Genomic DNA, 26,114 nt, shown 5'->3' with positions numbered 1-26,114 from the left:
AAAATCGATTACCACTCCGTTTCATCAAAAAACTCAACATACTTAGGTTTATCAGACGTCTCATCCATAAACACTTTGATTGCACGTTGTCCGCGTACATAGACCTCTCCGTCTTCCGCCGTGAATTGCGAGCCACCCAGCGCCTGATCCAGCGTTTTCCGTTGCAGCGGCAGCCACTTATCATTTACCTTGATTCGACCAGCAGCAGGATCTACATGCACATAAGAAACGACGTCCTCACGCATACCTACGACAACATCTGGATATTGGTATTCTGTAGAAAGCAGCAGCGTATCCTTTTTGATTCGTTGTGGCTTGCCTAGCTTCTTCAACACATCCGCACGGGTGTCATCCAAAGATATGCCATTTAAGGTATGAAAATCTGCTGGTACAGCATGTGGAGCGGGTATCGTCTGCACAGTCCTAACCATATGCCCCGCTGTTTGCGGGGAAACGGTTTGCTGAACCGTATCCTGTCCGGAAAAGGGAGTGAGCAAACCAGCAGCTAGTAATAACGTCTTCATCATAAATCTCACCCTTTCAATGAATTTCCTGTAGTTTACGGTTCAGCCACTATGCTACTGACGCATTTTCTGCCACACCCCAGCAGCGATGTCTACATAACCCAACCAGTTTTTACCCGGTTTGGCCGCAGGTTCCTCATACGTCGCATTGTAGCTCTGAACCGTCCGCTCCGTTGCGGTCAAAGGTCTATTCGGTGTCGTTGCCTTGATCGCGTGATCCGTTCTGGAGGTATTACTCGTAGCGCTATGCGATTTCTGAAACCGTGTCATTAACGCTGTTGAAGCCTGCTTGGCAGCCAGCGTCACTTCGCTGAGTACCTCTCCCAAGTTTCTAACCGATTCCATCACTGGCTCCACTTGCTTCAATTTATGATCAACGTCTGCGGTGATGTCATTCGCATGTCGAACCGTTTGTTTTACTTCATAACTCAGTTCATCTATTGTTTTTTGTACATCCTGCAAGGTTTGAGTCACCTTATCCAGAGAGCCTTGTGCTGCTTTTAACGTTTTGATGAGGAAAATAACGAGAACTGCAAATGCGATAGCAATAATAAAAATGCTGACCTGTGTTAACATAGCGTAACCTCTCTTTCGTCTTTCACGATGATGTTTATGATTACTGCATAGTTACCCTTTAGATTCAGACACGAAACAACGTCCAGGCTGGCTTCTTCTCCGCTCCAAACGTTATGATTCACGGACTCTCGCACCGTTTAAAACACCATATAACGATGGCACAGCCACGAATAATCTATAGAAGTCATTGTCATCTGCAACCACGCTCTATCGGAGCGTGAGTATGCCACATTATATACAATTAAAGGAGGATACAGAACATGCTAAAATGGTCCGCTTTATTCTTAATTTTTGCTGTGATCGCCGGGATCTTAGGTTTTTTTGGTATCGTCGTGTCCATAGCTGCTACAATCGCTAAAATATTATTTGTTATATTTCTGGTGTTGTTCGTCATTTCACTCTTTACCGGAAGAAAACGGGTTTCATAGTTATCGGATGCTAGCTGCACAAGAGCAATATTCTAAATGTTTATCAAAAAAGGATGTTCCCACCCTGGTTAACAGGGCTGTGGAACATCCTTTTTTGATGCAGCTTTTTAACAGTTAGCAGGGCTTTATTGAATCACGCTGCCCCCAAACAGGAAACGATCCTGCCAAGGCTTGCTGAAATCCGTAACTTTTACACCGCCACCCGCTACAGAAAACGTATGGAGAAGCTTGTTGTCTCCCAAATATACAGCTACGTGTGTAATCGTTTGGGAGGAATTATCCAAGGACGTGTACGCCCCGGAAGATGCATTATAATTTGTAAAGAAGAGCAAATCGCCACGCTTCAGTGTAGTCATGTCCGTATTCGGCTGACTGTTTTGCTTGATCCACTCACCCTGTGAACGAGAATCTGCCGGAAGCTGGATACCTACAGCCTGACGGAAAATTTGACGGGTAAATGCCGAGCAATCAAAAGTAGCCGTACTGTTACGATCTGAACCATATTCATATGGTGTTCCGAGATAAGTCATCCCCGTGTTAATAACCTGCTCTATTGCAGCCGCTGCATCACCGGAAAACATGTTCATAGTTGACGCAGGAGAGGCTGTCACAGGTATTGCGGTAGTATCAGGAGTGGTTGTCACCGGAGCAGACACAGGTTGCTGCACAACAACGCCCTCACCAATACGAATATACTGTGGAGACGAGCTGACGTAGCCCACCGTACCATCAGCATTGGTAACCTTGAACCAATAAGCATTACTTGGGTCGGTAATCGTAACGACATCCCCTGCATTCAAATAGCCCAAAACCTCGGAAGAAGTGGATGCCTCCGCCCGCAAACGAACGGACGTTTGAATCGTGGCTTTCGTTTGACCGGCAGAACTATTCACTGAGGCGACTGCCTCTTTAGCTGAAACATTTTTAACTGACTCTGTGGCTTCCGATTTACGAGTGGTAGACGGGGTGACAGCAGCAGCGACGCTGGTAGCGCCAATTTTTATGTACTTGTCGGAGCTGCTAGTGTATCCGGTTACTCCATCAGAAGTCTTGATCTTATACCAATAGCTGTTCGTTTTCTCCAATACCGTTACGGCCTCTCCCTGCTTCATAAAGCTGACTACATCCCCTGTAGTCGAAGGACCGGATCTAAGCTTTACAGCCGCCTGAATAACCGCCTTCTGTCCTGTGGATGCTGTTGGTGCCGCTGCGTCAACCTGACCCGGCGCCACATGAATTGCTGCCAACAGCGCGGCTGACGTCATGAGCATTCCCATCACGCGTCTTCTCAATGTTGCACCTCCTGGCTGTTTTTACGAATTTGAAGAGCATATCCAATTCCGACGAATATAGCCGGACATGCCTTCATTATAGTAAAAGCAGCAGGAAGAGAGATATAATCCAAACGTCACAAAAGGAAGCGTATACGGCTTTTGCATATAGGTCTAAAGTCACTTTTAATACTAACTATTTAATAATTAATCTATAATTTGGGTTCTACATGAACATGGACATGCATTGTATTATGAACCTCTTGCAGGCGTTCCTCAATCCGGTCGCTGATCCGATGCCCTTCAATCAGGCTGAGTTGCGGATCCACCTCAATGACCACATCCACCAGCGCATGATTGCCGTGTACACGTGCCTTAACGTCCCGAATCCCCTCTACTCCAGGTATACAGGCAATCGTACTCCGTAAGTCAGACAGCTCTTGCTCATCAAATCCATCGGTCAAGCTGTGCGTGGAATCCTTAAAAATATCCCACGCTGTTTTACATATGATGAATCCTACCGCGATCGCAGCTACAGTATCCAGCCAGGGTAGCCCGAACTGTGCGCCGATAATGCCAACTGCTGCCCCAACACTGACAAGTGCATCCGATAGATTATCCTTGGCCGCTGCCAGCAAAGCCTTATTGTTAATTTGCCGTGCCAGTCTGTTATTGTAAAGGTACACTCCCAGCATAATCACTGCACAAATCACAGCTACACCCGCGGAGGTGATATCCGGTATTTGCTTTCCGCCCTTAAAAATGCTCCCGATCCCATCAATAAGCACCTGCAAACCGACGACAGCCATAATAAAGGACGCCAGCAGCGCCGCGATCGTTTCTGCCCGAAAATGTCCATAGGCATGGTCAGAGTCCGGTGGTTTTTGGGAAATTCTCAGCCCCACCAGTACAGCAACCGACACTACAATATCGGTGACATTATTGAAGCCATCCGCCCGCAACGCGCTAGAAGCAAATATATATCCGCTAATCAGCTTAAAGGCGGACAGCAAGAGATAAGCAGCAATGCTCACCCACGCCCCACGCTCACCTTTTCGTATTTCTTCATAGACATTTACCACAACGTAGGACACTCCTTCAAATATATAGTTTCCAGCAGAACGATCTCACCGGGCCCAAAATAAAAATAGCAGCATCGCTGTCCTGAATAATAACAATTTGTCTTGGGTTAACTGTTATTTTCAGGATAGCAGACGAACTTTGTGTGGGTCTAGAGAAACAGTCTTTCCGCTCTGCATCGCTGTAGTAACAACGAAAAAGTATTGCCAGACCCCATTCCTGTAGGTTACACAAAACATTTTTTCCTTCACACAAAAAACAGACGTTTTCTCTTCCACCCCACCTAAGATGTGTGTTATCATTGTTGCCCTTGTCCCTTCTTTTAAAAACGTATAAAATGAGGACACAGCCGCGTTTTTCTTCAATCCAGCATGATTGACATGAATCTGGCGGCAACAGGAGGAATTTATTCATGAGCGATGCCAATGAACCACGTAAAGTTAATCTCGCAGATGCCATTCGGGAAAAGCTGGCACAAAAAAAACAGCAGTCCGGCGCTTCACAGCAGGGCGGCTTTCAAGGCGGTTCCACCAAAACACTGAAAAGCCAAAATACGAAGAAGCCGAACAACCAACGCCGTCGTACAGGCGGATCATAATCCACCTCATAGCCTTAATAGGGTATCAAAGGTCTGGCGTACCTCACTGCCAGAACCAAGTAAGCTATGGGCATGGTACAAAAACGAAAAAGAGGAGTCTCCCTGCCATCTTAATGGCCTGAAGGAGCTCCTCTTTCGTTTATCTAGTTGCTGAAGTTAGCCGATTTCTACCGGATACATACGTTCACGCAACTTTGTGATTTCTTCATTTTCCAAGTACTCATCATAGCTCATCGTACGGTCGATTACGCCGTTTGGTGTAATTTCCACGATGCGGTTCGCGATCGTTTGAATAAACTGGTGGTCATGCGATGTGAACAATATAGTACCATCAAAATCAATCAGACCATTGTTCAGCGCTGTGATGGACTCCAGATCCAAGTGGTTGGTCGGTTCTTCCAGCAGCAACACATTGGCACCGTTCAGCATCATTTTCGCCAGCATACAGCGAACCTTTTCGCCCCCGGACAGCACACTTGCTTTCTTAAGCGCTTCTTCTCCAGAGAAAAGCATACGTCCCAAGAAGCCGCGCAGGAACGTTTCGTCCTGATCCTTGGAATATTGACGGAGCCATTCCACAAGATTCATGTCCACACCTTCAAAATAGGTGGAATTATCTTTCGGGAAATAAGCCTGGCTAGTTGTAATCCCCCAAGAAAATTCTCCGCTGTCTGCTTCAATCTCGTTCATCAACACCTGGAAGAGCGTCGTTTTAGGCAAACCGTTCGGACCCACAAACGCGATTTTATCGCCCTTGTTCACAACCAGACTGAACTCGTTCAACACTTGCTCGCCTTCAACGGTTTTACTGAGACTGTCTACGGTCAGCAGTTGTTTGCCCGCTTCACGCTCAGGCTTGAAGTTAATGAACGGATATTTACGGTTTGAAGGACGGATATCGTCCAGCGTAATTTTATCCAGTTGCTTTTTACGTGAAGTTGCCTGTTTGGACTTGGAAGCATTCGCGGAAAAGCGCTGAATAAAGGCTTGCAGTTCCTTGATCTTTTCTTCCTTCTTCTTGTTCGCATCACGAGTCAATGCAAGCGCAAGCTGGCTGGACTCGTACCAGAAGTCATAGTTGCCGACGTACATCTGGATTTTACCAAAATCGATATCCGCAATATGCGTACATACCTTGTTCAGGAAGTGACGGTCATGGGATACAACGATGACGGTGCCTTCATAGTCCATCAAGAAATTTTCCAGCCATTGAATGGATTCGAGATCCAAATGGTTGGTAGGCTCATCAAGCAGCAGATTGTTCGGACGACCAAACAACGCTTGAGCCAAGAGAACGCGTACCTTGTCGTTCCCGCTCATCTCAGACATATTTTTATCATGTAGGTCACGCGGAATACCAAGACCGATCAGCAATGCAGCTGCATCCGGCTCGGCATCCCAACCGTTCAGCTCTGCAAATTCGCCTTCCAGTTCACCGGCACGCAAACCGTCTGCTTCGGAAAACTCCGTTTTAGCGTACAGCGCATCCTTTTCCTTCATGATTTCATACAGACGCGTGTGACCCATAATAACGGTTTCCAGAACCGGGAATTCATCGTATTCATAATGGTTCTGCTTGAGGACTGCCATCCGTTCGCCCGGTGTCATGTGAACCTCACCAGAATTGGCTTCGATTTCACCGGAAAGAATTTTCAAAAAGGTGGATTTACCCGCGCCATTCGCCCCAATCAGGCCGTAGCAGTTCCCAGGAGTAAATTTGATATTTACGTCTTCAAAAAGTGGGCGTTTACCATAACGAAGCGTTACGCCGCTTGTACTGATCATATAAGCATACCATCCTTATCATTAGTAAAGTGCTAAACACAAAATTACCGACGGCAATAGTATAACACACAAAAGATCGGATTCGAACCGTAGTATAAGCATAACCGCCCCTGAATCTCATCCAATATCTTATAAATAAAATAAAAAATGCTTCTGTCTCCACGATTGTCACCTGACAAACACATGGATCAGAACCATTTTCATGTTTTAAATTCGTTGAGATGCCGTGAGGACAGACGCGTTATTCAGTCGCAGCATTGATTGTTCTGTGCGCTGGTAAACGTCAGGAAACCCCAACACCTATCGGAATGAGGTACATGCCCGCTTCATCATCCTGTTTGATTACGACCTCCACGTCATAGACCGCCTGGATCAGCTCAGATGTAACGACCTCTGTAGGTGGGCCGTTCGCTATAATACGCCCTTCCTTCATGGCAATCATCACATCGCTATACCGAATAGCCTGATTGATATCATGCAGCACCATCACGATGGTCAGTCCATGTTCCTGGTTTAACTGCCGAATGAGCTCTAAAATTTCAAGCTGGTAGTACATATCCAAATAGGTGGTCGGCTCATCCAAAAATAAAATTGGCGTCCGCTGTGCCAAGGCCATTGCAATCCATACACGCTGCCGTTCTCCTCCTGAGAGCTGATCCAACGTGCGAGTTCTACGTTCGTCCAGGTTAGTGCAGGCTATTGCCCACTCGATCGCCTCCTCATCCTCATCACGTCTCGCTGTGAACATGTTCTTATGCGGCAACCTTCCGAAGCTGACGAGCTTTTCTACAGTCAAGTCGGAAGGTGCCTCATTCTGCTGATGGACTACTGCCAGTTGACGGGCCAGCTCCTTGGGCTTGTAGTGGGCTATCTCCTTGCCGTCCAGAATCACCTGGCCCAAGCGGGGAACAGCATTGTTGGACATCACGCTGAGCAGCGTCGATTTGCCGCATCCGTTGGGACCAATTATGGTCGTAATCCGTCCCGACTCAATAACAGCATTAATAGCGTGCAGACGATCCGTTTTCCGATCATATGAGAAGGTTATATCCTTAATGTCCATAGGTGCGATCCGCCTTTCTGATCAGGAATATCAGGAACGGCCCGCCAATGACGGCCATAATAATAGAAGCCGGGATTTCATTGGGAGCAAGCACTGTCCGCCCCAGTGTATCCGCGAGCAGCAACAGCAAGCCGCCGCATAATGCGGAAAATGGAATCAGCCACTTATGATCCGAGCCAACCAGGTAGCGGGCACAATGCGGAACGAGCAGGCCGATAAAGGCAATTACTCCTGCGATGGCTGTAGCCGTTGCTGCAAGCAGCACTGCAATCACAGAAATCAAAAGTCGTGCGCGCGTTACATTGAATCCTAGATTTTTAGCTGTTTTATCTTGAAGGGACAAGAAATTGCACCAAGAGAACACGAGCATGGCTAAAATTAGCCCAATCCCGCCATAGGTCACAATAACCTCGACATCTACCCATTTTTTCATAGACAAGGTTGATGTAGTGACCTGGTTAATGCTGGTGACCGCATAACTGCCTCGATAGTTAAACGACTGACCTAGACCGGAAAAAATAGCGTTCACAGCTACCCCGATCAGAATGAGACGAATCGGATGCAAGCCAGATTTCCACGAAAACCCATAAACCATTAGGCAGGCTAACGCACCGCCAATAAACGAAAAGAACGGCATCCAGAAATAAAGCGCCGGAAAGACCGTCACCGCAATCAGCGAGATCAATGCCGCTCCCGAAGAAATGCCGATAACCCCAGCATCCGCCAGCGGATTTTTCATGACGGCTTGCAGTAAAACACCCGCTACTGCAAGGGCTGCACCTGCCATTACGGACACGAAAATTCTCGGTAGTCTCAGGTCCTTGACCACATTCACCTGATCATCTGTACCTGTCCACAATCCGGTCACCAACTGACTCAAATCCACCTTGAGACTGCCTGTCATCGCTGAATACAGCATGACGCCAACGAGCAAGACAATTACAACAATAAGGCTCCAACCTTTTTTGGACATGTCATCAGCTTCCTTTAATTCGAAGGATACAGCATTTTCATCAGCTCATCCAGCGCCGAGTTTGCCGCTAAGTTCCCTGTTGTGCCAAACAACGGTTCAGGCAGATCATAGACATGCCCATTTTTCACAGCGTTGAAATGCTTCCAGATATCGTTAGTTTTGAACTCTTCATCGAACATTTTCACTACTTCATCCGGCATCCCGTGTGCAGCGCGCAAAATGATATCGGGGTTGGATTGCTGCAAGGCTTCGGTATTGTGGGCAATGAACTCCACCTTCTCGCCCTGAACCACATTGGTTCCGCCTGCAATTTTAACCAGATCCCCAATATAGGAATGCTCGGTAGCCACCAGATAGCTTCCCGGTACCCCCAGCAAAATCAATACTTTAGGGGATTTCTTCCCTTTGATCTTTTGTTGAATCTCGGCTACTTTCGCATCCAAAGCTCCATTAATCTCTTTGGCCTTATCGGCTTTGCCAAACGTGTCTCCCAGCTTTTGAATTTCTTTTTGCATATTCGCGAGACTTTCAAAATTCAAAAATTCGGCATTGATTTTCAAATCTTTAAATTTAGGCTCCAGATCATATTTCAGTGTCGTCACCGACAGTACGTCCGTCGGCTTCAATGACATCACTTTTTCCATATCAGGACTCATCGGATTACCCACATCAGGCACATCCTTGTAACGGTCAGGCAGCACTTTCGTGCTTGTCGGCTTGCCTGCCAAATCCAGGCCCAGTGCATCCGTGATTTCCGCAATGGCTACCGTAGTCGCCACAATACGAGGAGCTTGAGCTTTACCGTCAGACGACTTTCCGGTTGCATTAGATGTTGCCGCTGATTTCGAACCATCGCTCTGATTCTGCCCGGCCTGTGCCCCTCCCGAACATCCAGCCAGCAACAAGATCACGCTGCCGATTAACATATACAAACCAAACGTTCTTCCTTGAGCCAATGCTATATACCGTTTCATGGAAATCCAGTCACCTCAATTCAAAATATAGAAAAACAGTAGGAGCCCCAACTTTTCGGGTATGTAAATGCTGACAAGTCTTGATGCCGGGGCACCAAGACTTGCTCGCATACAAACTTTGCTGTTATTCAGACTTCATTGATTATCACAACCTGAGGCTACTTCGCTTTTAGGCTTTCTTCATCAAATTGGAACTGAACTGTATACCAGTGATCATACGGCACTCCGCCAAGGACCAAACCAGGCACAATGACGTGTGTGTAAGCACCCATTTTCTGAGACAAGTCCCCTACCTCGAATTGAACGACACGTGTATCGCCGGATGTCGAGATTACTTCCACATCTTTCAGGGTACCGTTTTGCTCTACTTGGAGAGCTGGCATCCAGGAGCTATTTTTCAAAGTAATTTGAATATAGCGTTTGTCTCCCTTTTCAATCAGTGTAGCTGGCTTGTCGAGATAACCGTCCATAACGGAAGCTTCACTCGTTTTATCTTTAAATACGTTGTAATTAATCGTGTATTGCTTCTCGGAAGCCGTTTGAACCGGTTGCTCAACTACTGGTTTTGTTTCAGCCACAGATGCAGTTGTTTCTGCTGCCTTGTCCGTAGAAGCTGCTGTTGGTTCGGTTGCGGTTGCAGTTGTAGCTGCATTGACTCCCTCACCTTTAAGCGATGCACGGTCAAATTGAATCTGTCCGCCGAATTTCTCATTTAGAATGTATTTCTCAGGCAGATATACCTGTGTGTACACACTCAACTTTTTATCCAGATCAGGCACTTCAAACGCAATAGTGTGCGTGTCACCTTTTGTGTCGGAAGCCACAATCGTTGGATTAGCATAGCGGCCTTCAAAATCAGTTTGGAATAGCTTCAAAGCCTGATTGTCCGTTACGGTTACATGGGCCTGTACCTTACCATTTTTTACAATCAACTTCGCCAGACTCTGTACAAATGGAGCCACCAAAGAATCCTTATCCGTTCCGTTTGCAAGCACACGGAAGTTCGCAGTGTACTCTCCATCGGCTAAGTTATTTTTCCCCTGTTCTACTTCGTCTGCTTTGGTTTCGTTGTGATAAGATACATTACTGGTATCGAATTTAAATTCAAAATCGTATACCTTCTCTACCCGATCCTCAGCCTTAAAGACCATCGGAGTGGCACTTGCCACTTTAGGGGCTTCGTAGACAACTAGTTGGCCTTTTACATTGTTTTTAAAGTCATTTACGCTAAAACGAACGTGCTTCGTATTGCTTGCTGCATCTTCCTGAGCCACTTCTGCGTCTCGGTAGTCCCCGCTTGAGTTGTCCCAAATGCGCAACGCCTTCACTTCATTACTGTTTTGCAGCTTCAGACCTACAAACCGTTTGTCGCCTTCCACGACCAATTGCGCCGATTCGTCAGTGATGAAGCGTTGAACCGGAGAATCCACTGCTGTTGAGCCATCTGACAATACGATACTGAATTTCAAAGCATATTTGCCATTGACAAGCTTGTCAAAATCCAATTTGACGATAGGATCTGTAGCTCCTGTAGAGGAAGGCTCGACAAAGCTGCGAATAGTAGCAGGCTCGAATTGAAATTGCACATCATATACGTGATCATATGGGATGCCACCCAAATCCAATCCAGGTACGATCACATGTGTATTCACTGTCACTTTATCCGAGAGATTTGGCACTTCAAATTGTACTGTTCGTGTATCTGCGGAGGTCGATTGCTCAACCACCGGAGCTTCTGCACCATTTACTTTAAAGGTTTTGATCCAGCTGCTCTTGTCCATTTTGATCTGAATCACATTTTTACCGGACTGTCTTAGCAGCGTGGCTGGTTTTTGCATATAGCCATCCATCACAGATATTTCATTGCTTCCATTTTTGAGGACGGAGAAATCAATGCTGTATCTGCCGTTTTCAGTCACGGGAGTTGTGCCGCCGTCTGTTCCTTTTACCGCAATGCTGCTGCGGTCAAATTGCAGACGAAGCTTATGATCCATCTCATAAACCCCACCTGGATAGGTCGTGCTCACATGTACTTGTGCATTCAGAATAGCATCCAGATCCGCTACCTTAAATTTCACAACACGTGTATTAGCATTCTTGTCCTCACTTACGATATCTGCATCTGTCAACGTTCCGTTTTGTTCTGTTTTGAACTCCGTCACTGTGGCGCTGTCTTTGATGGTAAAGGAGGCTTCATACTTGCCTTTCAATGCCGTCAGTGTCGCTGGAGATAATAAATATTGCGCCATTCCCGATTTTTGATCCTTTGTTGCGTGCAATGCATCGAAATGGATTGAATACGTTCCATCAGCTAAAACCTTCCCGGGCGTACCTGGCGTCCCAGGATCAACCGGGGATGTTGCCGTTCCTAATTGGAGATCGACATTATATGTTTCCACATAATTTAACTCAGGCCAGTTGATGCTTACCCATGCGTTCAGCTTGGCAGGCACTTCTTTAACCTCAAATTCGATAACACGTGTATTCGCCGTTTGATTTTCGCTTACTACGGCCGTATTGGTCAATACTCCATTTTGTTCTACTTTAAAGCCGTCAATCTGTTTGCTCTTTTTCAAAGTAAACTGTACATATTTCTTGCCCTTACGTTCAACCAGGGTACCCGGTTTTTCTGTATATCCATCCATCATGGACTTTTCACTTGAACCGTCTTTTAACAGCGTAAAGTCTAGATTTGACGTTACTGGAGTTGAACCGTTGTCCGTTCCTGGCTGGTCAAATTTAAGACGGATTTTGTGGTCTGCACTATACGTACCCATGAGAATATGGACTTGTGCGTTCAAAACTGTATCCAGATTCGCTACCTTGAATTTCACCACACGGGTATTGGCTGTTTTGTCCTCACTTACAATATCCGCATCCGTCAACGTTCCATTTTGTTCTGTTTTGAATTCCGTTACTGTGGTGCTATCTTTAATGGTGAAGGAAACTTCTTTTTGCCCCTTCAATACCGTCAAAGTCCCTGGAGACACCAGATATTGCGCCATTCTCGATGCTTGATCTTTTGTTGCATCCAGCACATTAAAGTTAATAGAGTACGTTCCATCCGCCAAGGTCGGTGGTGCACTAGGGTCAGGTGTAATACTTGTGTCAAACTTGATTTGAACATGATACCAATGATCGTATGGTACTCCTCCCAGTTCCAAGCCAGGCACAATCACATGAGTGTAAGCATTCAATTTATTGGATAAGTTGCTTACTTCAAACTCAACCGTACGCTGATTAGCGTCACTAACCTCTGAAATAGTTGCTGCTTCTACAAATTTACCGTTTTGCTCTGTTTGAAATGAAGGAATCCAGCTACTGTTATTAAACGTCAGTTGAATATACCATTTATCTCCTTTTTGAACGAGCTTTGCAGGCTTTGAGGCGTAACCGTCCATTACAGAAACTTCTTCTGATTTATCCTTCAGTATTGTGAAATTAAGGACACCCGGTTTCAAGGGAACTTCCGGCTCAGGTGAAGGGGTAGGGGGAGTTACGGGTCCCTCTTTTACAGCTATAGTTGATGGATCAAATTCAATCCAGTTTTGTCTGAGTCTATTATTTAAATTGTAATTCACATCAATTTTCTGTTCCAAATTATACACATCAAATGTTACTGTTCGTGGTTCATACGTCTTTTCCCCTTTTACTAAATCTGAAATATGGGCAGGAACGGTTTCTCCGTTTTGTCTAAATTCGATATCTGTAAAGGGAGTATTAGGATTGTCGAGAATTAAAGAAATATGATACGTAGCCTGCCCTACAGTAGAACTCTGTTCAACCGTCAACGTAGCTGGCTTTAGGAACATATCATTATAAGGGGAAGTCACTACCCCTGACACCTTGCTTTCACTTTTAACAACGTAGCTAATAGAATATTCATTAGTATCCTTCACAGTGCTGGAACTCTGTGAGTCTGCGGCTGCTACTGTGTACGCACTTGCCACATCTACTGTTGGAACCACTTCTTCTGGACTTGGCTCTATCGGATATACATCTTGCGTCACAGAGGGCTCGGATACACCAGATTCAGTTGATGAGCTTGTCTCATCAGAAGCAGATACGGTCGGAGCAAATGGGAAAACAACTGAGAGCAGCATAACAATAGCTGCAAACGTCATTAAGTATTTTTTTAATTGCCTTTTCAAGTGTATTAATCCCCCTACTTAAAATATACTCATTTGGAGCTCAATAGAATTCCAAATGAGTATAAGATCAATGTATAATTACTCCACTATTAGATGGAATCTTCGTCAAATAAAAATTGAACAGTGTAATCGTGATCATATGGAATGCCGCCAGTGTATTCTTTAGGCACACTTACATGCAACTTAACATTCAATTTTTGGGAAAAACTACTTACAGGGAACTCTACTATTCTTGTATCACCTGAGGTACTTACCACAGTCGCATTCACATACTGGCCGTTTTGTTGCGTTTTGAATTCAGTGACCCAAGCACTTTTAGTAATAGCTACTCTAACTTTGTATTGACCATTATTAGCGATTAATGTAGCGGGTTTGGCGACATAACCGTTTGAGTCCATGTATGAGGTTTCATTGGTACCATCTTTGTACACTGTATAATCAACGTTATACGTTCCATTAGGCAAAGCCGCATTCGCTCTATTGGCAGAAAATGGAGCTAGCACCACAAAAACAAGCGCTGCCATCAGTACAGTAAGCATTACTTTTTTCAAAGACAATTTTTCCATACGATTCATAATCATGTTCATGTTCTTAATCTCCTTTTACGTTTTATTTTGGATTAGATTTCGTCGAATTGCAGTTGTACATCGTACTTGCCTGTGTAGCCGATTACTGGAATTGTGATTTCAGCGTAAGCATTCACTTTTGCATTCAGATCAGCAACTTCGAATTCCACTACACGAGTGTTGTTCGCAGTATCTGTGCTTACCACAGTCGCATCTTGCAGTACGCCATTTTGCTCTACTTTGAACGTTGTAATCAGATTGCTGCTTTTCACAGTCAGACGAACGACATTTTTGCCATTAGCTACCGTAACCTGAGCAGGCTTCGTCAGGTAGCTATCCAATCGAGAAGTTTCATTGGTTTGATCCTTCAGAACGGTATAGTCTACGTTATACGTGCCGTCGGCTGCTGCCGCTTTAGCTGAGAATGGAGCAACGAGTGCAAAAACAAGCGCTGTCATGATCAATGCTACAAATACCTTCTTAAAAGAAAATTGCTCAAAGCGATTCATTACTATATTCATATCTACACACACTCCTCCATTTTTTATGCTTCAATTTGTGTTGATTTTATGAACGATAAAGATGGCTTGAATTTACTTCTTGGAAGATTTAGTTGATTTCGCTGACTGGACGGCTGCTATTTTTTTGACGCTTTTGGAATCAAAAGCGAAGCGGATCGTATAGTCATGATCGTAGTTATACGCAGGGACAGTAACATGGATTTTAGAGATTAACGGGCTGTTCACACTCGTAATTGGAAATTGTACGGTGCGGGTATCAGTTTTGGCATCTTTATGGATGACCTTTGTATCGATGATTTTGCCTTTGTAATCTACTTTAAACCCAGTTGTCCATTCGCTATGATTCAGCTTAATTTGCATGGTCATTTGACCTTTTTTTACATACAACTTAGCTGGTTTTTCAAAATAATCATTAGCCATGGACACCGAATCATTTTCTGCCTTGAGGATATTGTATTTGAGCGTGTATGTACCATCCGCCAATTTTGGAGAAGCCGCAGCGGCTACTACAGATGACGAAGTTGGCCAAAAGCTCAGCACACTCACCAGCAGAAACACAGCAATAATTGCAGAATACCCCTTCTTCATTTTGACAGCAGTCCCTCCCCACGAGAATAAACTAATTGATTATCATTCTCAATTGATAAGTAAAAAAAATAGCTCTTTTTGAGCCGTGTCTTCCCACCTTTCTATTCCAGAATTTCGCAAAATCAAGTAAACCCATCACCAATATATCTTACATTTTTCGAAAATGTCAATATGTATTTGCATGTACATAAACCCTTGATATATGCAATTTTTTAAGAAAAATTTGTAGTTCCTTCTTCTATAATTCGAATATAGCCCTTTTATTTTTAGTTCAAAATTTATTTAAAAATTTGCTTTTTTCAATTGACAATCCTCAGTGATATTCATTATCATTCTCTTATACATAAATGAAAATGATTATCATTATTGTTTAACTTGAAAATTGCAGGAGGAATAACATGAAATCTTATGTGTTGTGGTCATCCGCAGCGCTTTTATTGGCAGTTACCGGATGTAGTAATGGTGCCTTGACCGCAGATCACAAACCAACCAGTGCATCCGTATCTGCCACTTCTGGCACAACAAGCGGTGCGGCGATTCAAGTTACTGATTTTTCAAAACGGACGTTAGCGTTTCAAAAGGTCCCTCAACATATCATTGCGCTTAGCAATGGCGATCTGGATATTATATACGCATTGGGTGGAACTGCCGTGGGCAGGCCCAACTCCAATGGACCAGCCGTCGTAGCTGCTGCTGAGAACGTTCAGCAAGTAGGCTCCACTCACGAAGTTGATCTGGAGAAAATTACGATGCTCAAACCGGATGTCGTGCTAGGCAATTATCCTATGAATGAAAAAGACATTCCAGCCATTGAAGGAGTCGGTTCACAGCTGCTGCTGACGGGAGCCAATTCAGTTCACGATATTCAGTCGCAAATTACGCTGTTCGGACAATTACTGCAAAAGCAGGCTCAGGCCGTGAAGCTGAACCAGCAAATTGACCAACAAGTAGCTAAGCTGCAAAAGGAAACCGCTTCTGCCTCCAAACCGAAGGTGTTGCTGGTCTACGGAGCCCCGTCTACGTATATGGCGGCACTGCCAAATTCACTAAGTGGAAACATTCTGGAAGCTGCGGGTGGCTCGAACATCGCCGCTGATTTTCCGGGCCTGCAAAATTTCCCGCAATATGCGCAGCTGAACACAGAACGCATCATCGAGGCTGACCCTGACTACATCTTCATCATGACCCACGGCAATACGGAAGATGTTAAAGCCGCATTTATAAAAGAAATGCAGGAAAATGCAGCTTGGAACGGAATCCGAGCAGTCAAAAACAATCAGGTCGAGGTTTTACCTTCAGATCTGTTCGGTACGAATCCAGGCACACGTGTCACTAAAGCGCTGGATTTGATGCATCAAAAGCTGTATCCAGCGAAATAGGCGATGGAGATGAACAAACTACAGCGCGCCAGAAGACGCACCATCGCCTGGATTACCCTTCCGATTCTACTGCTGGCCGTCTCTGTGTACGGTCTGGCCTACGGTTCGGTGTCGATTCCACTTCAAGAAATCTATCATGTTTTGCTACATAATGATGAATCTACATATCGCACGATCCTGATGGATCTCCGGCTACCTAGAGTATTAGTAGGTTTACTGGTGGGAGCTTGTCTTGCAGCTTCCGGAGCACTTCTTCAAGGTGTGATGAAAAATCCATTGGCTGACCCTGGCATTATTGGTGTATCGGCTGGAGGTGGACTTGCCGCCGTCATTACGATGGTGATGCTTCCACAGCTCAGCTACCTTCTTCCGATAACCGCCTTTTTGGGAGCCTTTCTGAGCGCAATCGTCATTTATCTGCTGGCTTGGGACCGAGGGGCATCGCCTGTCAAAATTGTGCTCGCTGGCGTTGCGATCAACGCGCTGCTGGGCGCACTCACCAACGGCGTAATGGTCATGTACAGCGACCGCGTACAGGCCGTTCTTCCTTGGCTATCCGGCGGATTAAACGGAAGAAGCTGGCATCATCTAGAGTTCATGGTGCCTTACGCCATCATTGGATTAATCGCCTCTTTCTTTGCAATTAAACCTGCTAATTTACTGCTGCTGGGCGACGATTCAGCACAGCTGCTGGGTCAGCGAGTAGAGCTTCAACGTATGCTCATTATCCTGCTGTCTGCCCTGCTCGCCGGTACAGCGGTCAGTGTAGCCGGGCTAATCGGCTTTGTAGGGCTGGTCGTTCCCCATGTCATACGGCTGCTAATCGGGGAAGATTATCGTTTCCTCCTCCCCCTTTCCATTGTAGGCGGTGGAACGCTGGTTGTCCTCGCAGATACAGTGGCACGATCCTGGTTTGACCCGATTGAACTGCCTGTAGGTATTTTGTTAGCCGTCATCGGGGCACCGTTCTTCTTAATCCTGCTCAAGAAACGGGGGAGTTTCGGATGACAGCCATTCAGAGTGAGCATATCTCCTTACAACGTGGGTATTTCCAGCTGGACGATGTGAATATCACCTTGCCTGCTGGTCAGCTCACCGCGATCGTCGGACCGAACGGTTCAGGCAAGTCCACGCTTTTGCGGATTATGACCCGGTTGCTCAAGCAGGATCAGGGTCAGGTTTCCGTGCTGGGCAAACCCGTGCAGGAGTACAAGCGGCGTGATTTTGCCCAGACGATTACAATGCTGCCGCAAATGAAGGATATGCTGCCGTTATTGACGGTCCGCGAGCTGGTCGCTTACGGGAGATCTCCTCATGCCAAAGGCTTGAGGGTACGCCATACCGGACAGGACCAGCAAATCGTGGACCATGTCATGAAGATCACGGGCATCCAGCCCTATGCAGATCGAATGTTCCATACTCTATCAGGAGGTGAACAACAAAAAGCGCGAATTGCAATGGCTTTGGCCCAACAAACAGGTATTCTTTTGCTCGATGAACCGACCACTTTTCTGGATATCGCCCACCAATTTGAAGTTATGGATATGCTGCGGCGTATCAATCACGAGTCCGGCTTGACGATTGTTATGGTACTGCATGATTTGCAGCAAGCTGCGGCCTATTGTCATCATATGATTGCACTTAAAAAGGGACGAATCGCCGTTGCCGGCGAACCCCGTGAGATTTTGACGTCTGCTTTTCTTCGCGACATTTATGAAATGAACGCTACCATCAAATTTGAGGATGGCTATCCGGTTATTATACCGACCATACCACATCATTCAGGAGGAATTTAATATGGTTATCGTTACAAATACATCTAAAATCACACCGGGCAATGCACATTTACTCATCGAAAGATTTAACAAAGAAGGAAAAGTTGAAAAAATGGAGGGCTTTCTCGGTCTGGAAGTACTGCTGACTGAAAACACGAAAGATTATGAGGAAGTAACCATCAGTACACGCTGGAAAGAAAAAGAGAACTTCCAAGGCTGGACGAAAAGCAAAGCATTCCGCGAATCCCATAGCCATCGTCAAATTCCGGACTATATTATTGAAAATAAAATCACGTTCTATGAAGTTAAAATCGTTCGTCATCCCATCGCCAACAGCGATTCCTCTTTGGCAAGTGATTCCGAAGCAGTTTAATCCTGCATTATAGCTAAAAACCAAAAAAAGCGGCTCGGCAGGCAAAATTAATTGTCCGCCGAGCCGCTTTTTTTATCAGGATTTTGCAAAATTTGATTCCAGTCGCTCCGAAGTACAAGATATAGACGAACTAAAACATTTCGATCTATATCTTATTCATTGGAAGTCGCTTATTGGATTTTTGCAAAATCCTCTTATATAAGGATTATGTCGAATTCCTCAGATTGTAGTTGAGCAGCGACGTCCAATTTTCAGCGTCTCTCCGTGCCCAAGAACATGAATGCGTTCCTTCGCAATACCCATACGCTCACGCTCCGCTTCGAGCCGGTCCAGCGCCTCTCTTGGCGTATCATCCGCCAGCTTGAAGGCTCCGTAGTGCATCGGAATCATCTGATCTGCGCCACAATCTACAAACCCTTGCAATGCCTCCTCCGGTGTCACGTGCTGCGAGGTCATGAACCATTCCGGTTCGTACGCGCCAATCGGCATAAAGGTCAGATCAATGGCAAAGCGCTCGCCAATCTCCTTAAACCCACGAAAATATCCGGTGTCTCCCACAAAATACAACGTTGGTGCATCCTCTGAGTCTGCACTAGAATGAGGATTGGATTCCGTGACGGACGTGGCAGAGCCAATCACCTGCTGTTCACTTTGCAGAACGTATCCACCCCAATGCGAAGTATTGGTATCAAACGGCGTGCGTCGTGTCCAATGCTGGGCTGGAACAAACGTAAATCGTACCCCTCCTACCGTAAAATGCTCCCACCATTGCAGCTCATGACAGTTACGAAAACCTTTGCGGATCATTTTCGCCTTTAACCCCGAGGGGACAAGCATCAACGTATCTGCACGATATAATTTCCGCAACGATTCTAAATGTAAATGATCATAATGGGAATGAGACAGCAGAATGATGTCCAGTGGTGGTACATCCTGAATACGAATGCCGGGCGGAGCCAACCTTTTATCAAAAGCCATACGCTCTGCCCATACCGGATCGGTGACGATATTCAGCCCAAGATACTGGATGAAAAAGGTGGAATGTCCCACCCAGGTGGCTGTCGCCATCTCCCGATTGCTATGCAGAAATTCCAGCTCCGGGGGATGGTTTGGCACAACGAACGTATAATCCTTTATTTTGCTGCGTCGCTCCTGCCGCCATTGTCTGAATTGCTTGATTGTTTTATCGGTATTTACATGATCCATATTGTTAAAACGTACTTTGGGCATGATGCAGCTCCCTCCCTGATGAACCCGTTCTCCAAAAAACACAGCGGTTCAATTTAACTATATATTGTCACTTGAGTGTGAACATGAAATGATGCAACATCCTGATATATGTAAAGTATAATTCAATCACGTCTGTAAAGGAAATTCTGCGATAATACAGCAAAAACAGACCTCCCGTATCAATCAGGAAGGCCTGTTCCACCTGTAGTTGTCAGTCCTGTGGATTTTTAAAGCGTGCCGAATAAATAAACAAAAACACAATCGCCACGACAATAATGATAGGTGACTCGTACATAATCGTAAAATGCTCGAAAGCAGCCACTCTAACTCACCCTTTCTTCCCTTCATGTCCGCGCACATATTTTGCATCGAATAGAAACAATCTTAATATCAGAATCAGCGAAGGGATCAGCACCAGCAGACCCGCAACAAACGCCGTAATCAACGCATACGCCATCGTAGAATTTGTAAAGCTGTCGTAGACATTAATGTAGGGATACAGAACATACGGGAGATGCGAGCGGCCGTAGCCATACCAGGCAAATGCAAATTGCAGCATCACCAATATGAATGAAACCCCCAGATGCCGCCGCTGCCATACCAGATAAACTGCTCCTGCAAAGCATATGAAGGATGCAACAAACATCCAGGCTATGTTCAGCATATTGGTAAAATGATCTGGATTTTGTTTGTTAATCTGAAAGAATGCGAGCAGACTCGCAACAATCGTTGGACCGCTCCAAAGCAGCGCATATCCCCGTACGATTTCAAAAGCGACCTTGTCTCCCGCCCTTTTGGCATAATAGGCCAAAAACATCGCCGAAATATACAGCACGCTCACCAGCGCCAGAATAATAACCGCCCACGTGTAGGGATTACTTAATAGCTGACCCCATTGCAGGTGTACACCTGTACTGTTTTCTACAATAATGCCGCCCTCCGAAATAGCGAGAACTGTGGACAGTGCCGCCGGAATCAGCAACCCTGTCGCACCGTACAACGCCATGTAGACGATATTATTTTTACCGGAATGCCCATACGTATTGTATGCATAATACACTCCCCGGATGGCGAGAAGCACAATCGCAATACTGCCGGGAACGAGTAACGCCGTACCATAGTAATATGCTGCATCCGGGAAGAACCCGTTTAATCCCACCACAAAAAAGATGAGAAATACGTTTGTTACCTCCCACACTGGGGATAGATACCGTTGAATGATATTGTGGATTTTGTTCTGGTGGCCTGTTAACACACTGTAAAAGCTGAAAAAACCTGCACCAAAATCAATGGATGCCACAAGCAAATATCCGAATAGGAACGTCCACAAAATGGCGATACCTACAATTTCATAGCTCACCTGCCTTCAGCCCCTTCCAGGCCCAGCTGCCTTATCTCTTCCACCGCATCCTTATTGCGGAATAGCTTGCTGAGTACCTTAATGGCCGAGAAACACAACACCAGATACAAAATAACAAACAACACCAGCATCCACCCGACACTCGTAGAAGTGGTCGCTGCTTCGGACACCTTCATATATCCGCGTAAAATCCACGGCTGTCTACCGACCTCCGCAAACATCCATCCGAGCTCAATAGCTACCATCGCCATCGGCCCGACCAGAATGAGCGCCAACAGCAGCCATCTGGGGTACGGTTTGCGGCCTGGCAGGCGCTTACGGATCAGATACAGCAGTGGGATGACGAGAATCAGCACTCCTGTGGTGATTTTGAGGTCAAACATATAATGAATAGACAGCGGCGGACGCTCCTCCACCGGATAGTCATTTAATCCCTTAACCTCCGTACTGGGCAAATTACCAGCCAACACACTAAGTGCATAAGGCACTTTCAAGGCATATTTGATTTCACCGTTTTTATCCATGTATCCGCCATATACAAAGGGGGCGTGCGTCATCGTATCAAAATGCCATTCGGCGGCAGCCAGCTTCTCCGGCTGATATTTGGCCAGAAATTTACCGGATGCGTCTCCGATCATCACGGTGCTGATGGCAAACACAATGGTACATGTGGCAGTCAGCTTTAGCGCCTTTTTAAAATAAGGGTGATTACGCCCTCGCAGCATGCTGTAAGCAGCCAGCCCCATCAGCACACCAGCGCTCAATGTATACGAAGAAGCCAATACATGGGACACTTTGGTTGGCGTAGCCGGATTTAGCATAGCCTCGATGGGATGAATATTTGTCATGACTCCATTTTTGAGTGTAAAGCCTTGAGGTTGGTTCATGAACGAGTTCACAGTCGTAATAAAAACCGCTGAGGCAGACGAGGCAATCGCTACCGGGATGAGCAGCATCAGGTGAAAATATTTGCTTTTAAACCGATCCCAGGTATACAAGTAGATGCCCAGGAATATAGCTTCGATGAAAAAAGCAAACGTCTCCAAAAACAGGGGCAGCGCAATCGCTTGTCCAGCCACCCGCATAAAGGTGGGCCAAAGCAAGCTGAGTTGCAGACCAATCGAGGTGCCTGTAACGACACCCACGGCAACGGTAATGACAAACCCTCGCGCCCACCGTCGGGCCAGCAGTGTATAATGCGGATCACCAGTTCGCAGCCCGCGCCATTCTGCTAGTGCAATCATTAAGGGTACGCCGACGCCGATGGATGCAAATACGATATGAACAAACAGGGTAATTCCGGTCAGCATCCGGCTTAGCAATACAGGGTCCAGTGAAGACAAATGGGTTTCACTCCTTCATTTCACATTTTAAACATCGCAGATCACTCTGGATTACCAACTAAGGAGTCAAGCGAGCTATGCTTTTAATTACGGCATATAGCATGATGGCCGCAATTACTATACATACAATAATGAGCGTTCTTTCCTGCTTGCGGAACATAGGAACGCCTCCTTCACTTATCTATTGGCGCATTTTGGTAACCTATTCACAGTTTGGTTCATTCTATCGAGTTTTAACCCTGCTTCTGCATTGAATGTAGCAGTATTTCTTTTTAGTGTTTACCTGAATTAGTGTGAGATATGTCATTGTGTTTTTCCTGTATACGCGAACTTATCTTTGGAGACATTCGCAGAATGAGTTACAATACAGATAAGCTATATATGGAGAACTTTTGAACAGGAGGCTGTACTGAGCTATGAAAATAACATCTATCGAGCCTACTCCCAGTCCGAACACCATGATGCTGCATCTGGATGAGCGACTGGAAGCGGGTATCCGCAGAACATATACACGGGACAATGAGCGTTCCGCTCCCCCATTTATCCGGCGCATGCTGGGCATTGAAGGGGTCAAAAGCGTGTTTCATACGACTGACTTTGTAGCCCTTGACCGCAAAGGGAATGCAGATTGGTCCACCATTCTGGGTCAAGTCCGGGATCGGCTAGGCGAGGAAGGCGCTGACGCCAATTGGGATTTGCCAGAGGAAACCTCTGGAGAAGCATTTGGCGAAGCACAGGTCTTTGTGCAATTTTTTCGTGGTATTCCAATGCAAATCCGAGTCAAGGCGGGGCAGCAGGAGGAGCGAATTTCCTTGTCCGACCGCTTCGTGCAGGCCGTTACCCGTGTAGCGAGTGCAACGCTGATCAAGGAACGCAAGCTGAGTGATTACGGCGTCCGCTACGGTGAACTGCCGGACATTGCACGCGAGGTCGAGCAGGAATTGGAGGCAGCCTTTCCGCAAGAGCGGCTGGAGCAGATTATCCAACAGGCGATTGCCCACGGCGCAAACAACAGCGAATTCGTAGAGGAACGCCGCGAATGGAGCGATGCCGAGCTGGAGAAGGCCCTGCAGCACGAGGATTGGCGCACACGCTACGCTGCGCTGGATCGGCTGGAGCCGACGCCTGAGCATTTGCCGCTTATCCGGCAAGCGCTGCATGATGACAAAATGCAGCTACGGCGGCTGGGCGTCGTCTATCTGGGCGATATTCGCTCACCGGAGGCGATGGATCTGCTAGCCGAGGCGCTGCGCGATCCTTCGGCGGCAGTACGCCGCACCGCAGGCGACACGTTGTCAGACATCGGCGACCCGGTCGCTACCAGCGCAATGATCGGAGCCCTGTCGGATAGCAGCAAGTTGGTGCGCTGGCGAGCGGCACGTTTTTTATACGAGGTTGGAACCGAGGATGCACGTGATGCGCTGGAGAAGGCTGTCGATGATCCCGAATTCGAGGTTAGTCTGCAGGCTAAAATGGCGCTGGAACGCATCGAATCAGGCGAACAAGCCGCGGGCACAGTTTGGCAGCAGATGGCCAAGCGGAACTCTTAATTTAAGATTCTACGAGTGATTTTCAAAAAATTGTCGATTGTCAGAAGATGTACAGGTACGATATACTGTAGTTCGCTATACAATAAAATATCATGTCATACACCTCATCAACCCTGTTTTATGATGAGGTAGAGGTCGCGGATGTAATCAGTACACCGGAGGAGACGATAAGAGCCGTCTGAGATTCCAGTGGAAAGGTACACCCGCCGAAGTATGCGGAGCTAACTCTTTGTAAATACTCCGAATGCTGGGGCTGCTAACCGAAAGGAGCAGAACTGTCACACGCTGTCCTAACACAGACACGTGTGTTGAGCTATCTTGTTATAGAAGAAGGTATGGTGCGGAATGCATAGACAAAACCGCAGGCGTATTCCCTGCGGTTTTTTGATTTATATACTCCCCCTCCTTCTGGCTCTTGCCCTGACATGAAATACAATTTCATGAAGGAGTGTTTGAACGTGCAACACAAAGCAACATCTGATGCAACCTTGCGTAAAAGTCTCAAAGCCCGCCATATGACGATGATCGCCCTCGGCGGCTCTATCGGTACGGGCCTGTTCCTCGCCAGCGGAGGCGCGGTTGCCGAAGCTGGACCCGGCGGTGCGCTGCTGGCTTATGCAGCAGTTGGCCTCATGGTCTACTTCCTTATGACCAGCCTCGGTGAGTTGGCTACATTTATGCCTGAATCCGGCTCTTTTAACACCTATGCAGGTCGCTTCGTCGATCCGGCTTTTGGTTTCGCCATGGGCTGGAACTTCTGGTACAACTGGGCGGTGACGATTGCTGCCGAATTAGCAGCAGCGACCGTGCTCATCAAATATTGGTTCCCGGAAAGCCACTCTGCCTGGTGGAGTCTGTTATTCCTAGCCGTAATCTTCGCGTTGAACGCATTGACAGTCAAAGGCTACGGTGAGTCTGAATACTGGTTCGCCATGATTAAAATTGTGACCGTGGTCATCTTTTTGACCGTAGGTGTGCTGATGATCTTCGGCATTATGGGTGGTCCTGCGGTCGGCTTTGCCAACTTCACGGTAGGAGATGCCCCGTTCCATGGCGGATTCTTTGCTGTACTGGGTGTATTCATGGCAGCGGGCTTTTCCTTTCAGGGAACGGAGCTGATTGGGGTAGCCGCTGGAGAGAGCGAAAATCCGCGTGAAAATGTGCCGCGCGCCATCCGTCAAATCTTTTGGCGCATCCTGTTCTTTTATATTCTCGCGATTCTCGTGATTGGATTGATCATTCCATACACCAATCCAAATTTGCTGCGGGGAGATATCAGTGACATCGGGGTCAGCCCGTTCACGCTCGTATTTGAAAAAGCAGGGCTTGCGATTGCTGCTTCTGTTATGAACGCCGTTATTTTGACTTCCGTATTGTCGGCAGGTAACTCGGGTATGTACGCGGCAACTCGGGTACTATACGCTTTGGCACGGGAAGGTAAAGCCCCGCGTTTCCTCGGACGTATCAATAGACGCGGCATTCCTATGAACGCGCTGCTGATCACGACCGCTGTCGGTATGCTAGCCTTTCTCGCCTCCCTGTATGGAGACGGTGTAGTCTATAACTGGCTGCTGAATGCCTCTGGAATGTGCGGATTTATTACGTGGGTCGGGATTGCAGTCAGCCATTATCGTTTCCGCCGTGCCTTTACTGCACAGGGTCACAGTCTGAGTGAGCTTCCATACAAAGCCCGCTGGTTCCCATTTGGGCCGTTGTTCGCCTTCGCTCTGTGTATCATTGTCATTATCGGGCAAGGGGCGGATGCCTTCACCGGACAGGAGATTGACTGGAAAACAATGATCGCTACGTATATGAGTGTGCCGCTGTTCCTTCTGCTGTGGCTCGGCTACAAATGGATCAAACGTACTAAAATCGTTCCGTTAAAAGAATGTGATTTGAGTCCAGATGCTTCTTCGGATAAATAATAGAAAACAGTAAAAAAAGCCCGTCTCCACATATCAGGGAAAACACGCTGGTAAGCCTGGTCCAAGACCATTTATCCGCAT

General features: G+C 46.6%; 24 protein-coding genes and 1 riboswitch. Of the genes, 8 read left to right on the top strand and 16 right to left on the bottom strand.

The features are described from left to right. Window positions 1–8: 8 nt before the first annotated feature. Both ACUYLD_RS17650 and ACUYLD_RS17645 read right to left on the bottom strand, forming a co-directional pair. Window positions 9–527: a hypothetical protein gene (locus tag ACUYLD_RS17650; RefSeq protein ID WP_446675632.1), complete on the bottom strand. Its 519-nt coding sequence runs from the start codon at window positions 525–527 to the stop codon at window positions 9–11. A 51-nt stretch (window positions 528–578) separates the two neighbouring features. Beyond that, the gene (locus ACUYLD_RS17645) at window positions 579–1,100 is read right to left on the bottom strand and encodes a DUF948 domain-containing protein (protein ID WP_250266674.1); all 522 of its coding nucleotides are present in this window, start codon (window positions 1,098–1,100) and stop codon (window positions 579–581) included. A 260-nt stretch (window positions 1,101–1,360) separates the two neighbouring features. Here ACUYLD_RS17645 and ACUYLD_RS17640 point away from each other — a divergent pair, with 260 nt between their 5' ends. Next, a complete protein-coding gene (locus ACUYLD_RS17640; protein ID WP_028541846.1) occupies window positions 1,361–1,528 on the top strand; it encodes a DUF1328 domain-containing protein in 168 nt (55 codons plus the stop codon). 125 nt (window positions 1,529–1,653) lie between these two features. On the opposite strand, the gene ACUYLD_RS17635 is transcribed toward ACUYLD_RS17640, so the two are convergent. Together ACUYLD_RS17635 and ACUYLD_RS17630 are read right to left on the bottom strand one after the other, a co-directional pair. Beyond that, window positions 1,654–2,820, bottom strand: coding sequence for a C40 family peptidase (locus ACUYLD_RS17635; protein ID WP_348620594.1), 1,167 nt, complete (start codon window positions 2,818–2,820; stop codon window positions 1,654–1,656). Window positions 2,821–3,011: 191 nt separating this feature from the next. Continuing rightward, window positions 3,012–3,881, bottom strand: a complete 870-nt coding sequence (locus tag ACUYLD_RS17630; protein WP_061831470.1) for a cation diffusion facilitator family transporter — start codon at window positions 3,879–3,881, stop codon at window positions 3,012–3,014. A gap of 410 nt (window positions 3,882–4,291) precedes the next feature. Between ACUYLD_RS17630 and ACUYLD_RS17625 the strand changes: the two genes are divergently transcribed. Beyond that, on the top strand, window positions 4,292–4,477 hold the full coding sequence (locus ACUYLD_RS17625; RefSeq protein WP_029517162.1) for a hypothetical protein: 186 nt from the start codon (window positions 4,292–4,294) through the stop codon (window positions 4,475–4,477). A 156-nt stretch (window positions 4,478–4,633) separates the two neighbouring features. Here the strand turns inward: ACUYLD_RS17625 and ACUYLD_RS17620 are convergent, their stop codons facing one another. The 8 genes from ACUYLD_RS17620 to isdC all read right to left on the bottom strand — a co-directional run bounded on the left by ACUYLD_RS17620 (window position 4,634) and on the right by isdC (window position 15,098). Continuing rightward, on the bottom strand, window positions 4,634–6,262 hold the full coding sequence (locus ACUYLD_RS17620) for an ABC-F family ATP-binding cassette domain-containing protein (protein WP_061831472.1): 1,629 nt from the start codon (window positions 6,260–6,262) through the stop codon (window positions 4,634–4,636). Window positions 6,263–6,545: 283 nt separating this feature from the next. Next, window positions 6,546–7,325 carry an ABC transporter ATP-binding protein gene (locus ACUYLD_RS17615; RefSeq protein WP_250266677.1) on the bottom strand — a complete coding sequence of 260 codons (780 nt, stop codon included), beginning with the start codon at window positions 7,323–7,325 and terminating at the stop codon, window positions 6,546–6,548. Next, the gene (locus ACUYLD_RS17610) at window positions 7,315–8,298 is read right to left on the bottom strand and encodes a FecCD family ABC transporter permease (RefSeq protein WP_069290386.1); all 984 of its coding nucleotides are present in this window, start codon (window positions 8,296–8,298) and stop codon (window positions 7,315–7,317) included. Before ACUYLD_RS17610 ends, ACUYLD_RS17615 begins: the two co-directional genes overlap by 11 nt. 14 nt (window positions 8,299–8,312) lie before the next feature. After that, window positions 8,313–9,272, bottom strand: a complete 960-nt coding sequence (gene isdE / locus ACUYLD_RS17605) for a heme ABC transporter substrate-binding protein IsdE (RefSeq protein ID WP_446675631.1) — start codon at window positions 9,270–9,272, stop codon at window positions 8,313–8,315. Between the two features lie 158 nt (window positions 9,273–9,430). Then, on the bottom strand, window positions 9,431–13,423 hold the full coding sequence (locus tag ACUYLD_RS17600) for an NEAT domain-containing protein (protein WP_446675630.1): 3,993 nt from the start codon (window positions 13,421–13,423) through the stop codon (window positions 9,431–9,433). An 89-nt stretch (window positions 13,424–13,512) separates the two neighbouring features. Continuing rightward, window positions 13,513–14,010 (bottom strand): NEAT domain-containing protein, encoded by a 498-nt coding sequence (locus ACUYLD_RS17595; protein ID WP_446675629.1) that lies wholly within the window; start codon window positions 14,008–14,010, stop codon window positions 13,513–13,515. A gap of 32 nt (window positions 14,011–14,042) precedes the next feature. Continuing rightward, entirely contained in the window at window positions 14,043–14,510 is a 468-nt protein-coding gene (locus ACUYLD_RS17590) for an NEAT domain-containing protein (protein ID WP_446675628.1), read from the bottom strand. Window positions 14,511–14,582: 72 nt separating this feature from the next. Next, the gene (gene isdC / locus ACUYLD_RS17585; RefSeq protein WP_028541839.1) at window positions 14,583–15,098 is read right to left on the bottom strand and encodes a heme uptake protein IsdC; all 516 of its coding nucleotides are present in this window, start codon (window positions 15,096–15,098) and stop codon (window positions 14,583–14,585) included. 398 nt (window positions 15,099–15,496) lie between these two features. Between isdC and ACUYLD_RS17580 the strand changes: the two genes are divergently transcribed. Genes ACUYLD_RS17580 through isdG form a run of 4 tightly spaced genes read left to right on the top strand, consistent with a single transcriptional unit; the run spans window position 15,497 to window position 18,625 of the window. Beyond that, on the top strand, window positions 15,497–16,477 hold the full coding sequence (locus ACUYLD_RS17580; protein ID WP_446675627.1) for an ABC transporter substrate-binding protein: 981 nt from the start codon (window positions 15,497–15,499) through the stop codon (window positions 16,475–16,477). A 9-nt stretch (window positions 16,478–16,486) separates the two neighbouring features. Beyond that, window positions 16,487–17,485, top strand: coding sequence for a FecCD family ABC transporter permease (locus tag ACUYLD_RS17575; RefSeq protein WP_446675626.1), 999 nt, complete (start codon window positions 16,487–16,489; stop codon window positions 17,483–17,485). Beyond that, the gene (locus ACUYLD_RS17570; protein WP_061831482.1) at window positions 17,482–18,273 is read left to right on the top strand and encodes an ABC transporter ATP-binding protein; all 792 of its coding nucleotides are present in this window, start codon (window positions 17,482–17,484) and stop codon (window positions 18,271–18,273) included. The genes ACUYLD_RS17575 and ACUYLD_RS17570 overlap by 4 nt, the downstream gene beginning before the upstream one ends. 1 nt (window position 18,274) lies before the next feature. Continuing rightward, window positions 18,275–18,625 carry a heme oxygenase gene (gene isdG / locus ACUYLD_RS17565; RefSeq protein ID WP_069290392.1) on the top strand — a complete coding sequence of 117 codons (351 nt, stop codon included), beginning with the start codon at window positions 18,275–18,277 and terminating at the stop codon, window positions 18,623–18,625. A 219-nt stretch (window positions 18,626–18,844) separates the two neighbouring features. On the opposite strand, the gene ACUYLD_RS17560 is transcribed toward isdG, so the two are convergent. The 4 genes from ACUYLD_RS17560 to ACUYLD_RS17545 all read right to left on the bottom strand — a co-directional run bounded on the left by ACUYLD_RS17560 (window position 18,845) and on the right by ACUYLD_RS17545 (window position 22,558). Beyond that, entirely contained in the window at window positions 18,845–19,855 is a 1,011-nt protein-coding gene (locus ACUYLD_RS17560; protein WP_025718701.1) for an MBL fold metallo-hydrolase, read from the bottom strand. Between the two features lie 211 nt (window positions 19,856–20,066). After that, the gene (gene cydS / locus ACUYLD_RS17555) at window positions 20,067–20,177 is read right to left on the bottom strand and encodes a cytochrome bd oxidase small subunit CydS (protein WP_007432143.1); all 111 of its coding nucleotides are present in this window, start codon (window positions 20,175–20,177) and stop codon (window positions 20,067–20,069) included. A 6-nt stretch (window positions 20,178–20,183) separates the two neighbouring features. Further along, the gene (locus tag ACUYLD_RS17550) at window positions 20,184–21,215 is read right to left on the bottom strand and encodes a cytochrome d ubiquinol oxidase subunit II (RefSeq protein WP_103050321.1); all 1,032 of its coding nucleotides are present in this window, start codon (window positions 21,213–21,215) and stop codon (window positions 20,184–20,186) included. Next, complete coding sequence (locus ACUYLD_RS17545) at window positions 21,212–22,558, bottom strand: cytochrome ubiquinol oxidase subunit I (protein ID WP_446675625.1); 1,347 nt, start codon at window positions 22,556–22,558, stop codon at window positions 21,212–21,214. The genes ACUYLD_RS17550 and ACUYLD_RS17545 overlap by 4 nt, the downstream gene beginning before the upstream one ends. 416 nt (window positions 22,559–22,974) lie before the next feature. Between ACUYLD_RS17545 and ACUYLD_RS17540 the strand changes: the two genes are divergently transcribed. Together ACUYLD_RS17540 and ACUYLD_RS17535 are read left to right on the top strand one after the other, a co-directional pair. Next, window positions 22,975–24,108 carry a virulence factor gene (locus tag ACUYLD_RS17540; RefSeq protein WP_250260418.1) on the top strand — a complete coding sequence of 378 codons (1,134 nt, stop codon included), beginning with the start codon at window positions 22,975–22,977 and terminating at the stop codon, window positions 24,106–24,108. A 121-nt stretch (window positions 24,109–24,229) separates the two neighbouring features. Further along, window positions 24,230–24,432: riboswitch (Lysine riboswitch) on the top strand. A 134-nt stretch (window positions 24,433–24,566) separates the two neighbouring features. Continuing rightward, entirely contained in the window at window positions 24,567–26,033 is a 1,467-nt protein-coding gene (locus ACUYLD_RS17535) for an amino acid permease (RefSeq protein WP_440723593.1), read from the top strand. Window positions 26,034–26,114 lie beyond the last annotated feature (81 nt).

This window comes from Paenibacillus sp. SER-28 (assembly GCF_052906305.1).
The sequence above is the reverse complement of the archived record's forward strand: the minus strand, read 5'-3'. Positions and strand labels throughout refer to the sequence as shown.